General features: G+C 38.2%; 16 protein-coding genes. 10 read left to right on the top strand and 6 right to left on the bottom strand.

Annotated elements, in window-relative coordinates; translation table 11 throughout:
• Positions 1-58 precede the first annotated feature (58 nt).
• Positions 59-1906, bottom strand: a complete 1848-nt coding sequence (gene asnB / locus ABH961_RS01180) for an asparagine synthase (glutamine-hydrolyzing) (protein ID WP_098642667.1) — start codon at positions 1904-1906, stop codon at positions 59-61.
• Between the two features lie 239 nt (positions 1907-2145).
• On the opposite strand from asnB, the gene ABH961_RS01175 reads away from it, so the two are divergent.
• Complete coding sequence (locus ABH961_RS01175; protein ID WP_098077698.1) at positions 2146-2700, top strand: DUF2777 domain-containing protein; 555 nt, start codon at positions 2146-2148, stop codon at positions 2698-2700.
• A 56-nt stretch (positions 2701-2756) separates the two neighbouring features.
• Here ABH961_RS01175 and ABH961_RS01170 read toward each other — a convergent pair whose 3' ends face one another.
• Positions 2757-3125: a YisL family protein gene (locus ABH961_RS01170; RefSeq protein WP_098049105.1), complete on the bottom strand. Its 369-nt coding sequence runs from the start codon at positions 3123-3125 to the stop codon at positions 2757-2759.
• 150 nt (positions 3126-3275) lie between these two features.
• Between ABH961_RS01170 and rocD the strand changes: the two genes are divergently transcribed.
• A complete protein-coding gene (gene rocD, locus ABH961_RS01165) occupies positions 3276-4466 on the top strand; it encodes an ornithine aminotransferase (protein WP_000616656.1) in 1191 nt (396 codons plus the stop codon).
• A 104-nt stretch (positions 4467-4570) separates the two neighbouring features.
• Positions 4571-4855, top strand: a complete 285-nt coding sequence (locus ABH961_RS01160; RefSeq protein ID WP_046958323.1) for a hypothetical protein — start codon at positions 4571-4573, stop codon at positions 4853-4855.
• Between the two features lie 35 nt (positions 4856-4890).
• Here the strand turns inward: ABH961_RS01160 and ABH961_RS01155 are convergent, their stop codons facing one another.
• Positions 4891-5790, bottom strand: a complete 900-nt coding sequence (locus ABH961_RS01155; protein ID WP_176519562.1) for a fumarylacetoacetate hydrolase family protein — start codon at positions 5788-5790, stop codon at positions 4891-4893.
• A 246-nt stretch (positions 5791-6036) separates the two neighbouring features.
• On the opposite strand from ABH961_RS01155, the gene ABH961_RS01150 reads away from it, so the two are divergent.
• The 7 genes from ABH961_RS01150 (at position 6037) to gerPF (ending at position 8296) form a co-directional block, all read left to right on the top strand.
• The gene (locus ABH961_RS01150; protein WP_000462847.1) at positions 6037-6216 is read left to right on the top strand and encodes an aspartyl-phosphate phosphatase Spo0E family protein; all 180 of its coding nucleotides are present in this window, start codon (positions 6037-6039) and stop codon (positions 6214-6216) included.
• Positions 6217-6309: 93 nt separating this feature from the next.
• Entirely contained in the window at positions 6310-6531 is a 222-nt protein-coding gene (gerPA, locus tag ABH961_RS01145) for a spore germination protein GerPA (protein ID WP_001111187.1), read from the top strand.
• 14 nt (positions 6532-6545) lie between these two features.
• A complete protein-coding gene (gene gerPB / locus ABH961_RS01140) occupies positions 6546-6752 on the top strand; it encodes a spore germination protein GerPB (protein WP_001012513.1) in 207 nt (68 codons plus the stop codon).
• A 68-nt stretch (positions 6753-6820) separates the two neighbouring features.
• Positions 6821-7435, top strand: coding sequence for a spore germination protein GerPC (gerPC, locus tag ABH961_RS01135; RefSeq protein WP_001070746.1), 615 nt, complete (start codon positions 6821-6823; stop codon positions 7433-7435).
• A 6-nt stretch (positions 7436-7441) separates the two neighbouring features.
• A complete protein-coding gene (gerPD, locus tag ABH961_RS01130) occupies positions 7442-7636 on the top strand; it encodes a spore germination protein GerPD (RefSeq protein WP_001052804.1) in 195 nt (64 codons plus the stop codon).
• A gap of 15 nt (positions 7637-7651) precedes the next feature.
• Positions 7652-8038 (top strand): spore germination protein GerPE, encoded by a 387-nt coding sequence (locus ABH961_RS01125; protein ID WP_000902337.1) that lies wholly within the window; start codon positions 7652-7654, stop codon positions 8036-8038.
• Between the two features lie 42 nt (positions 8039-8080).
• Positions 8081-8296: a spore germination protein GerPF gene (gerPF, locus tag ABH961_RS01120; RefSeq protein WP_001141566.1), complete on the top strand. Its 216-nt coding sequence runs from the start codon at positions 8081-8083 to the stop codon at positions 8294-8296.
• A gap of 81 nt (positions 8297-8377) precedes the next feature.
• On the opposite strand, the gene ABH961_RS01115 is transcribed toward gerPF, so the two are convergent.
• The 3 genes from ABH961_RS01115 to addB are packed head-to-tail and all read right to left on the bottom strand — an operon-like array spanning position 8378 to position 15915.
• Positions 8378-8665: an RNA polymerase alpha subunit C-terminal domain-containing protein gene (locus tag ABH961_RS01115; RefSeq protein WP_098077692.1), complete on the bottom strand. Its 288-nt coding sequence runs from the start codon at positions 8663-8665 to the stop codon at positions 8378-8380.
• Between the two features lie 12 nt (positions 8666-8677).
• On the bottom strand, positions 8678-12403 hold the full coding sequence (addA, locus tag ABH961_RS01110) for a helicase-exonuclease AddAB subunit AddA (RefSeq protein WP_404518772.1): 3726 nt from the start codon (positions 12401-12403) through the stop codon (positions 8678-8680).
• Positions 12400-15915 (bottom strand): helicase-exonuclease AddAB subunit AddB, encoded by a 3516-nt coding sequence (gene addB / locus ABH961_RS01105; RefSeq protein ID WP_098077685.1) that lies wholly within the window; start codon positions 15913-15915, stop codon positions 12400-12402. The genes addA and addB overlap by 4 nt, the downstream gene beginning before the upstream one ends.
• Positions 15916-15998: the final 83 nt, after the last annotated feature.

Below are 15998 nucleotides of genomic sequence, written 5' to 3'. Positions count from 1 at the left end.
TTATTTGACAATTTATTTAATAAAAAAGCGACTTACTTTTATGTAAGCCGCTTTTCTTCTATTCTTTAATATTTACCCCATACTCTTTAAACCAAACATGGATTTGCGCTAAATGAGCTAAAAGCTGCGGACCAGTCATTAATTGACCGAACCAAGGGGATTGAAATGCACTGCCGCCTGACTCAATTAATCCGCTAAGCTGTTCTTTATCAAATAGTTCGTGTAAAATTGAGCCTTTATCCGTTAATAAATCTTGTAGCCATACTGTTACTGCTTTTGTATAGTGCGGATTATGTGTTTTCGGATAGGGGCTCTTCTTTCTATATAAGATGTCATTTGGAAGTAATCCTTCTAACGCTTTACGCAATAGACCTTTTTCGCGGTTTTTATACATTTTCATTTCCCAAGGAATATTCCACGCATATTCGACAAGTCGGTGATCCGCAAATGGAACGCGTACTTCTAAGCTTGCGCCCATACTCATACGGTCTTTTCTGTCTAATAATGTTGTCATAAACCATACCATGTTTAAATAAAATAATTGTCTTCTTTTTGCTTCTAGCGGGCTTTCTCCCTCTAAAACAGGAACTTCTTGAATGGATTCTTCATAACGCTGCTGTACATATTGTTGTAAATTTAATTTATTTCTCCATTCTTTCTTTAGCAGTTGTTCACGTGCTTCTGTAGAGCGCATCCAAGGAAATGCACTCGATTGCAAATCATCTTCTCTATAAAACCACGGATAACCACCAAATATTTCGTCTGCACATTCCCCAGATAAACCGACGACAAAATCTTGTTTAATTTCACGGCAAAACCATAATAATGACGAATCGATATCTGCCATACCAGGCAAATCACGAACGATTACTGCTTCTGTTAAATACTGTGCTAATTGTTCATTTGAAATGACGCAGCGATGATGGATTGTTTGAAACGTCTCAGTCATCAAATGAATAAATGGTGCATCTGAATTCGGCTGGAACGCATTCGCTTTAAAGTATTTATCATTATCTTCGTAATCAACAGAATATGTGTGTAATTGCCCTTTTCCTGACCTTGCGTATTCTTTCGCAGCAATCGCTGTAATGGCGCTCGAATCTACACCACCTGATAGAAAAGTACATAGTGGTACATCAGAAACGAGCTGCCTTGTAATCGCATCTTGTAATAAAAAGCGTGTTTTCTCTACTGTTTCTTCAAAGGAGTCTTCATGTTTTTTGCTTTCTACATTCCAATATCTCCATATACATAAACCATTCTTTGAAAATGTCATCGCATGACCTGGACGTAATTCTTTTATACCAGCATAAATACCATGACCAGGTGTTCTAGACGGCCCAAGACCGAATATTTCGGATAACCCTTCTAACGTTACTTCCGCCTTCACATCTGGATGCGCTAATATCGCTTTTAACTCTGAACCAAATAGTAATCGCCCACTATCATATTTATAAAATAGCGGTTTTACACCTAGTCGATCTCGCGCAATAAATACTTGTTCTTTCTGTTCATCCCATACAGCAAACGCATATATACCGTTTAAATGATCGACACATTCTTCTTTCCATTCAATATACGACGCTAATAGCACCTCCGTATCAGAATGACCTTTGAACGTATATCCTCTTCTTAATAATTCCTTTCGAATATCTTCTGTATTATACAATTCACCGTTATAGCAAATTGCATAATTCGTTTCATCTTTTAAACAAGTCATCGGTTGTTTACCACCCTCAGGATCAACAACGATTAACCGTTTATGCCCAAATGCGACATTGCCTTTAATCCAAACTTTATTATCATCCGGGCCACGCTTTGCTAACGTCTCAGCCATCTTCGTAACGACGTCCCGTTCTCCTTCTAATGAGCGTTTATAATCCACCCATCCTGTAATCCCGCACATACGAATCATCCTTCCATCTTATTTCTTTTCCTAAACAAGCAGTAATCCACACCTTAGAGGTGCGGATCAAAAAAATGACAAACTTGACGATAATCTACTATCCACATACGGAATAGCAGTTTCACTCAGTAAAACGTGTTTTATTGTATGCCCACCTATGTCTAGGTGTGTCTAGTTATAAAGAATGCACGAACTGTCTATAACAGAAATAACTACTTTTTATAAAGGAGAAATCGTGTATGATACAACGTAACCATATTTTATATAACCAGCCTCGCGCTCATACAGTCGGTAATGTAGAATATATAAACAATGAATGGGTATTTTTTGATGATGAAAATGATGAAGCATTTTTATTAGAAGATATTGCCGAAGATGGCTTTGAGATTTTATATAACAACAACTGGCTACCAGCTCGTTTCTATGAACAAGACGTATTACAAATCGCCAACGAACAGCACCATTTACAAAACGGAGAAATGATACGAATTCGAAAAAAATTACTTCTTAGCTATACGGAATGGCTTGAGGAATTACCTGACTCTGTCTTTACATTATTAACCGAATCATTGCAATCCCTTCATTACTCTTTATATGATTGCATGTATTGTCATAATTATTTATCTTTCTTACCGAAAGAGGAAGCATGCGGAGGAGTAAATATTCTTTTGTTTGATAACGAAGATATGATTTGTACATTGCAGCACCATTTTGTTCGTCACGCTACGTCAAATAAAAACATGTTTCGTTTTACGAAAGTAAACGGAGAAGAGTTGCATATCGATGCAACATAAAGTAAAAAAAACCACCTTATCTCCCAAGTCTTTGAGATTATAAGGTGGTTTTATTTTTATTTGAATACGTACCAGCCAAGTGGTAATTTTAGTCCTAAGTATAATACTGCTACTAGCGCAACAATAAATAAGCCCCAAACCGCCCCTGTTGGTTTGTTTTTGCTCATTTTTACAAGAACCATTTCCATTCCACCGATAACTAAAATACCGGCTAACATTTTCATGCCGTACCACATGTGCATGCTACCTGTTGCTGTCTTCACAATACTCATGTACAACATGAATCCTGTCACAATAATGAAGATATACATTAGGCGAAGCCCCATATGTACACCTTTACCTTTTCTTCCTGCTGAATAAAGTGAATACGCAACGAAGAATAAAATTAAACCTAACGCCCATGCTGTAATATGCATATGTACCATCGTATCCCCTACCTCCTCTTTTCACACTTTTTCACTCTATATGATAACATGTTCATTTATTTTCAGGAAATGTTTCGCTTTTTTACATTTAAATGATATAATATTTAGAGTATTTACAAACTTCTTGTAATAACAAAAGGGGGAACAATCATGATTCAAACTAAGGATATTATCGAACTTACAGACACATACGGAGCAAATAACTATCACCCACTTCCGATCGTTATCTCTAAAGCAGAAGGCGTTTGGGTAGAAGATCCTGAAGGAAATCGCTATATGGACTTATTAAGTGCATATTCTGCAGTAAACCAAGGTCATCGTCACCCAAAAATTATTAACGCTTTAATTGACCAAGCTAATCGTGTTACGTTAACTTCTCGTGCTTTCCATAGCGATCAATTAGGTCCTTGGTACGAAAAAGTTGCGAAACTAACTAATAAAGAAATGGTACTTCCAATGAATACAGGTGCAGAAGCTGTTGAAACTGCAATTAAAACAGCTCGCCGCTGGGCTTATGATGTGAAGAAAGTAGAAGCAAACCGTGCTGAAATCATCGTTTGTGAAGATAACTTCCACGGCCGTACAATGGGTGCTGTTTCTATGTCTTCAAACGAAGAGTACAAGCGTGGATTCGGTCCAATGCTTCCTGGCATCGTTGTAATTCCTTACGGTGATTTAGAAGCGTTAAAAGCTGCTATTACACCAAACACAGCTGCATTCATTTTAGAGCCTATCCAAGGTGAGGCAGGAATTAACATCCCACCAGCTGGTTTCTTAAAAGAAGCTCTTGAAGTATGTAAAAAAGAAAACGTTTTATTTGTAGCAGATGAAATCCAAACAGGTTTAGGCCGTACTGGTAAAGTATTTGCTTGTGATTGGGACAATGTAACTCCTGACATGTACATACTTGGTAAAGCACTTGGCGGCGGCGTATTCCCAATCTCTTGCGTAGCAGCAAACCGTGACATTTTAGGCGTATTCGAGCCAGGTTCTCACGGTTCTACATTCGGTGGTAACCCACTTGCATGTGCTGTTTCTATCGCGGCTCTTGAAGTGTTAGAAGAAGAAAAATTAACAGAGCGTTCTCTTCAATTAGGCGAAAAATTAGTTGGGCAATTAAAAGAAATTGATAACCCAATGATTACTGACATTCGTGGTAAAGGCTTATTCATCGGTATCGAATTAAACGAGCCAGCTCGTCCTTACTGCGAACAATTAAAAGCAGCTGGTCTATTATGTAAAGAAACACACGAAAATGTAATTCGTATCGCACCACCGCTAGTAATCTCTGAAGAAGATTTAGAGTGGGCGTTCCAAAAAATTAAAGCGGTATTATCATAATAATAAAGAGGTTGTCCTACATGTTGGGACAACCTCTTTATTTTTTTAGTAGTTTACTGTAAAATCAGATTGAATATTCAGTTTATTTTACAGGGGGTAATTGTATGCTTTTGAAATACGGCAAACATATTAACTATTTAGCTACTATTCTCATTTCCATTACATTCATCGGATTCCTATTATCTATAACGTTACTCAGGTACTACTCAACACCTCATACATTCATGCTACTTAAAATCTCATTTTGGGCTGCTGTTTTCCTTACAGCTATCGGTTTTGGCCGCGAAAGAAGTTCTCTTGCCGTTATGCTAATCGGGATTTGTACGTTAATACTCATCGGATTATATATTTTTGCTATTTTAGATTTTTTCAATAACCCATGGCCATAAAAAAGAGCTATCTATTAATAAGATAGCCCTTTTCTTCATTTCACTACATTTCGCAAAGTACCAATTCCTTTTACTGTAATGACCACTTCATCACCCGCATGCAAAAACTTCGGTGGTGTGAAACCTTTTCCGACACCAGCCGGCGTTCCTGTTGCGATAATATCGCCTGGCTCTAACGTCATTCCTTTACTTATCGTTGAAATGATTTCTTCTATTGAAAAAATCATTTTATTTGTATTTGAAGTTTGTCTTACTTCCCCATTTACTATTGTTTCAATGTGTAACGCATTTGGCGTTTCAACCATTGATTTATGAATTAGATACGGTCCCATCGGACAAAATGTATCGAAACTTTTTCCAAGAAAAAATTGTTTATGTTTCCTTTGAATGTCGCGAGCAGTTATATCATTTATAATGGTGTAACCAAAAACATGCTCAAGCGCTTTTTCTTTTTTTATTTGTTTCCCTCGCTTACCAATGATGATAGCTAGTTCTCCTTCATAGTCTAGTTCATTCGTTGCGTGGGGATGACTATTAATTTTTTCATTCATTCCAATAACTGTCGTTGGCGCTTTCGTAAAGATCATTATATTTTCTGGAATTGACTCTACTCCGCCCATTTCTATCGCATGCTCACGATAGTTCTTTCCAACGCAAAGAATATTCTTCCTTGGCCTTGGAATTGGTGCTAATATTTTCACCTCAGTTAACGGATAATACGCCGCCCCTTCATTTTCCTTTGCCCAATTTACAATATCACATATTTTTTCAAAGCATTCGGTTCCTCTTTCAATACACTCTAACATTGTAATCGGAATCGTAACCTTTTCCCCTTTTTGTCTTTGCGCTTCTCTTACATGCAATACCTTTTCTTCCTCTTCATCCACAATACCTACAAATACCTTTTCATCTTTTTTCGCCGTTACCAAACGCAATATTTCCACTCTCCATCCTAAAACTCATGACCTTTAATTGTATTCGCATCCGTTAGAAAAAAACCTTCTCATGCACGCTAATTTTTACAATATTCTTCTCATATTCTATTCGTTACTCCTTTATATTTGGCATAAAATGTAGAAATTTTACTTTTTTTAGCGAAGGTGTTTCTTTTTTATTGGTTTTTTGTATAATATGTACTACATATATACTAAAAATTTCATTTAGAGATGGAGCCGATTTCAATGTTTGAGCAAGCGATTGAAAAAAAACGTGAAAAAATGATTTATTTTGCTGAACGCTACGGAATGACTTCTCAAAAAACAGTGGATTGTAGCCAAGAACTGGACAGGCTCTTAAATGTAATTTGGCATGTACATACGGATTTTCACCCTAATCAAACACTCAATACACACACGCAATAACGTGTGTGTTTCTTTTATAAAAAAAAACACATTTTATTGAAAACGCCCATACAATAGTAGAAAAGAAAATTTTAAAAACGAAAGGTGTTTTGTATGCCAGCTATGGTCGGACATATTCGTATCGTCAATATTGGATCAAGTGGTATTTTTCATATTGGAGATGTATTTGCGATTAGGCCTATTAGTTATTCACGCGCTTTTGCTGGGGCCGGCTCTTTTAATGTCGGAGATAACGTTTCTGTCTACAATTATCAAAGCGCAACGACTGTCAATGATTCAGATGTAATTGATCAAGCGATAATTGGCTCAACTTAGAGGAGGCGATTGCATTGAATTTTTATGTAAACCAAAGCATCATCATTAATAGCATTAGAATTGATAGCATTACAACCTCTTCTGTATTCCAAATTGGTACTGCAGGAAGTATTAAAGCTCTATCGAAATTCTCAAATAGCGGTGGATTTACAGAGCCTCTTCGCCCATTGCAGGCGAAAGGACAAATTATTTCTATCAAACCATCAACTAGTTCTTCTTAAGACATCCTTGTCATAAATATATAGCAGGAATATTTTTCCCCTCCCTACTGAAAAGGAGGTTTCACAAAATGAATCAAGATATATATACTTACTTACACCAACTTCAACAAGCTCTTCAAGCACAACAAGCAACCATCCTTAACCTAGAAGATCAAGTTCGCCAACTCCAAGAAGAGCTTAACGAATTAAAAAATCGCCCCTCCTCTTCTGTAGGAAAAGTGGAATACAAATTCGATCAATTAAAAGTAGAAAATTTAAATGGCACTTTAAATATCGGTTTAAATCCGTTTTCAGCAAAAGGACAGCAAATTGAAGATTTCCAAGTGGATACAGAAACATTAAAAGTAAATCCTGAAACAGATACAAACCCAGATTTTTACCAAGGCATCCTTCAAGAAATGCATCGTTACTTAGATGAAGAAGCCTATAATCGAATTCTCCATTTTGAACAAGAAGAGAGAACGCCGCTCGATGAAATGTATCGACAAATGATGGTTGATGACATAAAAAAACAGATGGAGCATAGACTTCCTTATTATTTATCACAAACGCAATCCTATGAAGGGATTTCAACAGATCCAGATTATTTACGGGATATCATTATTCAAGCAATGAAGCATGATATCGACAAAGCTTTCCTCTCTTTTATTCAACACATACCGGGCAATTTCCGAAAGGAGTAAGTATGTATGAATCTTAACGTTGTAAATCGCGAATTAAAAGTAGGCCAAATTAAAATGAACGGTGTATCGTCGTCCGCACTCTTTTTAATTGGGGATGCAAATTTCCTCATACTATCTTCTATTCTTGATACACCATTTGAAACTGTTACAGAGGGTCCATTTGTACCATTAGTCACAGATGTCCCTCCTACTCCAGGTTAAGGAGACTGAGAAACTATGTTACATCATGTGTCTGTTGTCCAAAATGTTTCTATTATTTCTTTAGGGATTAGTGCCGTATTTCAAGTTGGAGATGCCAATCAAATGGAATTAAAAAGTAGAGCTCTTGCCGTCCATAGGGAAATTCCTTGTTATATAAAAGACGAAGGCCGCTTAGACGCATTTGAAATCTTTACAGATGAACACATCACAATCCCAAAACGAACGACAGATGTAAAATTAAACATTGTGAATGAATGCCCTTTTATTGAAGTAAACAATGTTGAATTGCGAACACTTTTAAATTCTGGTTGCTTTCAAATTGGAAATGTTGATTATGTTTTTAATAACTCTCGTATTATGCAAATCCGCCAATATATTACGGATGAACCTTCCGCACAATAATTCATATAGTAATTAAAAAGCTTAGTAAAGTAGGTGGATAGTATGCCTTCTGTTGTTGGAAATCTCGTCGTTCAAAACAGTAATGGTTCGTTCAATTTAGGGGATTTTTATAACGTGTCTCCGAAAGAAAATACGAAAGCTTATAATGGTTCCGGAGCTTCCAATGTTGGATTTGTCGTGAATACGTTTAACGGTGTTAGCGCAACAAATACGTTTGATTCTGATGTGGCTGATCAAGATCAAATTGGAACAGCGTAAAAAAAAGTAGGAGAATATCTCCTACTTTTTTCTTTTACCTCATTCAATATTATCAAAAACTCCACTGTTTACTGTTTCATTTTATTTAAATGATAACCCCTTCTCCTCCAAAGCATTTCTAAGCTTCGGCAAGGATGCTGGACCCATACCATGTAGTTTTAAAATCTCTTTTTCACTATACTTTGAGAGTTCTTCTATCGTGTGAATTCCATGGTGCTCTAGCGCATTTCGTGCTGGTGATGAAAGAAGTGAAAGAAATCCTGTTTTTGGTTTCTTTTCTTTCTCACAGGTTGGGCAAGTTGGACAATCGCTACTTTTATAATATTCATGTCCCTGTTCACAAGTTCTTAACGTTTTTTCCATTGCCATTTTCAAGTCCCTCTATTCCTCAACTTTGACAACATGATTGCCATCAAAGAAATATAAGCATTTCTCTTTCACAGGATGTTGCAAGCTTTTTTCAAGCGCCTTTGCATATAACGAAAGCTGTACTTTATATCGATCTTCTAAAATTGGTTTCGCTTGATCGAATCCGCCTGGGAACTTCCCTTCAATCGTATCCGTTTTGAAGTCGATTAAAGTGATACCATCTTCCTCTTCAATCATGCAGTCGATAACCCCTTGGACAAGAATTGTTTCGTCACTCTTACCTTGCCAATCTTGATACGCCTCTTCTGCTGCAAGCATCATCGTAAATGGCACTTCACGCTCAACGCTTTTCGCCACTAATACCCTTTTACCTAAGTCACTGTCAAAGAATGAAATGACTTTTTCAATCGCTATTTCCTCTGCTTGCTCGAATGTTAATAGCTCTTTATTAACCATGCCACTAATTTGCTCCCGAATCACTTCTTCTGTAATCGGCTTCTTCAAATCAACATGCTGCATAACAGCGTGAACTGCCGTACCTCTTTCAGCATACGTTAATCCTTTTTTCTCCATAAAACGAGGACGTGTTTTAATTGGCGCACGTAGTTTTTTAATAAAGGCATTATCGCTACCTTCTTCTGATTGGTAGTTTCTTTTTATTTCTGTAACAGACTGTTTCGCACGGTGAGATGTTGCTTCCTCATATCCGTACTTCCACATTAATCTGTCGTACACTTCTTCTTTCCGTTCACTTTGCAAGGGAACAGCTTTTTTCTCACGAAGTGCTTCTAACAATTCTTGTTTCTCTTCTTGAACCGGTTCCGGTGCAAGTAACGTTTTGCCGTCAACAACTTCTACTTTCCAGCTCGTGTCATATCCATAGATTTCACCCGGAATGCTTCCTTGTCCTAATTCAAGAAGCATTTCACTATCACGATGTCTATATAATGAAGGTGCAATCCAGTCTAAATAACAAGACGCTCCGGCACGTATATGGTCTGGTAATAACCATTCACTATGCTCCCTTGCATCGAGCCATTTTTCCATTTCTTTATTGGCATCTTTAACCGTTCCAATTAAAATTAACTTCTCTTTCGCACGCGTTAACGCTACGTATAACACGCGCATTTCTTCCGCGATTAATTCCATTTTCATTTTACGCTTAATTGCTAGTTGCGATAATGTCGTATATTTAATTCGTTTACGAGGATCGATAAATTGTGAACCGAAACCGAAGTCTTTATGCAGTAAGAAACGTTTCATTAAATCTTGTGTATTAAAACGACGACCTAGTCCCGCTACAAATACGACTGGGAACTCAAGTCCTTTACTTTTATGAATCGTCATAATACGAACAACATCTTCTTGTTCACCTAAAGCTCTCGCAGTTCCCATATCATCACCGCGTTCTAAAATACGCTCAATAAAGCGTAAGAAGCGGAATAATCCTCTAAACGATGTTGCTTCATATTGTCTTGCACGGTCATAAAGTACACGCAGGTTTGCTTGCCTTTGCTTTCCGGCTGGTAAACCGCCAACAAAGTCATAATAACCTGTCTCACCGTACACTTTCCAAATTAAATCAGAAAGTGACTGTTGACGCGCGAATTCACGCCATCCTTGCAGTAAGTTATAGAACCACTCTAATTTATCATGTAGTTCTTGCTCTTCTTCAAGTGGTGCCCCTTTTAAAAATGTGCTCATTACTTCATAAAACGAACCTTTCTTCCCGTGAGCACGAAGCGTCGCAAGTTCCCCATCATTTAACCCAACGATTGGTGAACGAAGTACGGCGGCAAGCGGAATATCTTGCATCGGATTATCGATCACGCGGAAGACGTTCATCATAATATTTACTTCTGTCGCTTCAAAGTAACCAGTCGCAAGATCAGCGTATACTGGAATTCCTTGCAGCTTTAACTCTTCCATAATTTGCGGCGCCCATGGCATAGAGCGAAGTAAAATAACGAAGTCGCGGTATTGTACAGGGCGCATACTATCCATTTTACGATCATACACTTCATAGCCTGAATCAACCATCGCTTTAATACGCTGCGCCATAAGGCGAGCTTCAAGTTGCGCTTTTTCTACTTCCGCACCTTCTTCTCCGTCTTGCACTTCTTCTTCCGTTTGCTGAATACATAGTAGTTCAGCTGCTACATCTTCACCTTCTGGATAGCTAGCACCTAACTTTAATTCAGCGTCAGCATCATAGTCGATTTCTCCGACTTCTTCGCCCATAATTTGTTTGAAAATAAAGTTCGTACCTGCTAACACTTCATGACGGCTACGGAAGTTTTTCGCTAAATCGATTTTCATTCCGCCGTCTAATCCTTCTTGCGTAAAGCGTTTATACTTTCCTAGGAACAGGCCTGGTTCTGCTAGTCGGAAACGATAGATCGACTGCTTCACGTCACCTACCATGAACAAGTTCCCTTCACTCTCAGAATCTTTCGTTACGAATTTAATAATGGATTCCTGCACAAAGTTCGTATCTTGATATTCATCGACTAGTACTTCAGCAAATTTATTACGATATTGAAGCGCTACTGCTGATAGCTTCATTTCACCACTTTCACTTTGTTCACTTAAAATTTGTAAGCAGAAATGCTCTAAATCTGTGAAATCGACCATTCCTTTATCCCGCTTCATCGCTTGGAAACGCTCTGTAAATACTTTTACAAGCTGTACGAGTTTTTCTAATACAGGATGCATATCTTGAAAATCTCGTAAGAAACTTTCAGGTCTACGGCTAAATAACTCTTCTTGTAATTTCTTCACTTCATCTTTCGCTTTATTACGAAGAGAGTCTACTTGTTTTACAACATCCTCGTTGTAATCACTTTTCTTAATACGCTTTAACGTTTGCCACGATACATTTTGCATCGCTTCATACACACTTGTCCATGATTCACGAGCAGCTGATGATAACGTTCCAAGTAAAACTGCATCAGCTTGCAGTGTTTCAACGCGGGGCGTCGGACCGTCAGGAAGCATTGCAAGTTCAGTCGCTTTACGAATATGTGTCTCTGCTGTTTCAAGCTGGAATTTCACATCTTCTAATAAGTAAGAAGCGTACACTAGATCTTCAATTGTCTTTCCTTCCACGTCGTATGCTTCTACTAATTTATCGAGCCATTTTTCCGGATTTGGATGTGCTCTTGATTCTGTATGAAGCGCTAAAATCATACGCTGTAAGTCATCATCACTACGGTCACTCGTATAACGGTCAACGAGTTCAAAGAAAATACTATTATCTTCGATTCCATACTCTTCTTCTAATATGTCATCTAACACTTCTTCTTTTAATAATTCGTTTTCTGTTTGATTCGCAATACGGAAACGAGGATCAACATCAAGCATGTAATAATATCCTCTAATTACTTGTAAACAAAATGAATGGATCGTTGAAATAGAGGCTTTATTTAATAAGCTAAGCTGCTTTCTTACGTGCTGCGATCCTGGCTCATCAATTAATACCTTTTCTAACGCTTCCCCAATTCTGTTTTTCATCTCTTGCGCCGCTGCATTCGTAAATGTTACAACGAGCAGGCGGTCGACATCGACTGGGTTTTCTTCATTTATAATCTTTTTAATAATACGTTCAACTAATACTGCTGTTTTCCCTGATCCAGCTGCTGCCGCGACTAATATATCACGTCCGTTCGCTACAACCGCTTTCCACTGGTCATCCGTCCACTGACTACCTTCTGGTTTTTTAGGCCAATTTTCAATCATTCTCCGCCAACCTCCTCTCTAATTTTCTCCATCGCTTCGTTATCTTTCATATCTTTTAGCGTACGGAACTGGTTATCTTCGAGTGATTCATCGAACTGACAAACAGATTTGAAGTTACAGAACGTACACGCCGCTTTATTCCCCTTCTTATAAGGAGCAATATCAATAACGCCTTCTGTAATGTCTTTTCCGATATTTTCAAACGTATGGTGTACGTATTTTTGAAGTACGTTAAACTCTTGTTCACTTGCAATACTCGAACGCGCACTAAAACTGCCATCTTTTTTCAAACCAGCAGAAATAATATCAGAGCTGCCTGTTGAAAGTTTGTTATCCATTAAACGAACAACATCAGCATCTCCTAGTACAAGTCCTTTCATTTTAAATTTCTTTAAAATTTCTTTCTCAATTTCTGCTTCAGATGCGTCACCCTTCATCTCAACGATCGGGTTATGAATATGGAAGTACAGTACACCAGCCGGTGATGCAGTACCTCCCTTTTTCATCCACGTATGTGCATTCGAAGTAACAACATCTAAATACGTTAACATTTGAAGTGCTAATCCGTAATACACTTCCGTTAAGTCTAACGCTTTTGAACTTGATTTATAGTCAATAATACGTAGGAATGTACCGTTTTCGTCTTCTGCCTTATCAACACGGTCAATACGACCAACTACTTCCATCTTCACACCATTTGGTAATGAGAATTCCATCGGCGGAAGCGATCCTGTACCGCCCATACCGAATGGCACTTCTAAATCAACTGGTACGAAACCGCTTGACTTCGCATGTTCACGAAGAATGATCGATGTACGGAAAATGATTTGTTGTAGTTTTTGTTTTAAATAGAAATGACGATTTGAACTTAATAAAATTTGTCTTTGTAATAACGGTGCAATCTCTTCTATTACTACAGCCGAAAGATGCTCACACTCTTTTATTGATAAATCCGCCCAAGTACGGTTTTCACGTAATAGCCTGTCTGCAATTCTCTTCAGCGCTGCATGGAATAGTTCCCCGATATCTGGCGCATCCAATTTGAAAATGTCACGCTCTCTTAACGATAAACCGTGCTGCGCGAAATGAGCATATGCGCAACGGTTAAATAATTCCATACGAGATACGCTTCCTTTTATTTTATCTCCATATAAATCTCTACTTACAACTGTACTTAGCTTTTGCGCACGATTTCGGTAGAATAAACTTGATAATACGCGGCTACTTTTTTGTTTCCATTCATCTGAAGTTACGTAGAAGTTATATACATCCCACCAAAAATCTAAATTCCCTTCAAATCCATATCGCTTCCACGTTTGAAGTTGCTGCATAACATATGACAACGTTACTTCTGGCGTTGCTACGTATGAAATTTGTTCTAAACGTGATAAATCATTTACGTCATTTGTAATAAATGTATCTTTCACATCAGGGAACATTCTTTTTATTTTCTTAATAAAGCTAGACGCAAGTAACGTCTTCCCTTCCTCATCTGCAAGCGGGCATGAAATATATAATTTCTCAGTTGCTCTCGTTACCATTTGGTACATAACGAACTGTTCTTCTAATAAGGTTTGTCTCGTCGTTGGTGCTAATTCGATACCTGCAACGCTAAGAACTTCTCTTTCCTCATCAGAAAGCATCCCTTCATCCATCGGTGCTGCTGGAATTACACCTTCATTCACGCCAATGACAAATGTTGCTTTCACATTTGATAATCTAGAACGATCAATATTCGCAATTAACACTTGGTCTAATGACGGCGGAATGTTTGCGAATTGAAGCGCCTCAAGCCCTGTCGACATAACGTCTGTGAACATAGAAAGTGACATTTTCTCTTCGCCAAGCATTTCAACGAACGTATCAAGAAGACTCATTACTTCTTCCCATACTTGCTCATGATCTGTCGCAAATAAGAAATCTCCGCTCTCTTCTGCACGAACACGTAATGCTTCTAGTTTTTTCGGAACATCAAGCTCTTCTAAAAATAAGTAAACAGCTTCGCACATTTGCATAACTGTTCCCGCACGTTTCAGCCTTTTTTGCATACGAGTAACAGGCGTTCTTACAACGTCGCGCAGTCGATTTATTTTCTCTTCCATTTCACGTTCACTGTCTGTAATCATCCCGTCTGTATCGTCAAGAGAACGATAGCGGCGATACATCCATGGATCTTCAGAAGTCCATCTCTTCCCTTGTACACCGTACGCTAAACAGTAGTTTTCAAACTCATCCATCTCTTCGCGCATCGTTTCTTTTCTTACGTCTAATGGATATAAAAGCTCAGTTTTCACGCAGCGAAACACTGCATCATAACGCCAATTCCCACTAATAATCTCTAGTGCAGAACGAATACATTCTACTAGCGGATGATGTGACATCGGGCGTTTTTCATCGATGAAGTGCGGGATATTATAATCTGTAAATAACGTTCGCATCACATCGTAATAACTTTCCCCATTACGAAGAAGAACCGCAATATCTCGGTAACGATAGTCTTCGTCCGCCACAAGTCTACGAATTTCACGAGCAACACCTTCTACTTCAGCTCGTAAATTCGCGGCTGTACTAATCGTTACACTTGCTTCCCCGTGAAACTTTTCATTTGGTCGTGCTTCATAATGCGTTTCTAAATGCGCTAATGCTTGCGAATGAAAACGTGGTTGTTCCATAAGCGGAATCGTTTTTTCAATTTCTATCTTCTCTTCACGTGCTACTTGTATTATTTTTTCATACGTTAACGTCGTTTCATAAAATAAATCTAGTTCATTTACTGGCTGCGCTAACGTTTTTTCATCTATCGTTAACGTGATCGTAACTCTCGCTCCGCAAATCATAAGCTGTCTTACAATTTCTAGCTCTTGCGGTGAGAACGAATGAAATCCATCTATATAAATTTCAGCCCCATTTACATATTCAGATTGCGGAAGCTTTTCGACTAGCAATTGCAGGTAGTCTTCTGAATCTAAATATTTTCCAATTAAAGCACGTTCGAAATCATCATATAATAGTTGTAGATCATACACTTTATTCGCTAATAGCTTTTGTTCGGCACTGCTACTATGCGCATCTAATTGTTGCCACATTTCATATACGTTAGATGGCGTCACGTTGTAACGTTTAAACTCCGCAATCATACTACCAAGATGTTCAAAGAAACCGTTTTGCTCCGCTGCTTTTTGGAACACTGATAATCCATCTTTACGAGACTCTACAATTTTACGAAGTAGCATATGTACGCCTGCTTCATCAATGTGAAGACGACTCGCTCCGCCAACTTCTTGCAGCACCTTCCACGCTAACCGTGAAAAACTAAAAACTTGTGCCCGAATAGAACCTCTAACATCCTCACTATCAATTAACGCCTGCTGTGTTTGGAATGTCATCTGTTCTGGCACAAGATATAATATTGTTTCCCCTCTTGGGCGCTGCTTTAACTCTTCTTGCACTTCGTGTAAACAAAGTGTACTTTTTCCACTTCCCGCTCTACCAATCACAAATCGAAGTGACATGTAACCCCACCTTTCACTTACATAACGAACGTTAGTTTGCTACTATAATTGTATTATAGGACACGAAAAAAGACAAACGGAGT

This window comes from Bacillus sp. RC251, from assembly GCF_044908765.1.
Lineage (GTDB): Bacteria > Bacillota > Bacilli > Bacillales > Bacillaceae_G > Bacillus_A > Bacillus_A wiedmannii.
Note: the sequence above shows the minus strand (reverse complement) of the source record. Positions and strands in the feature narration are given on the sequence as shown.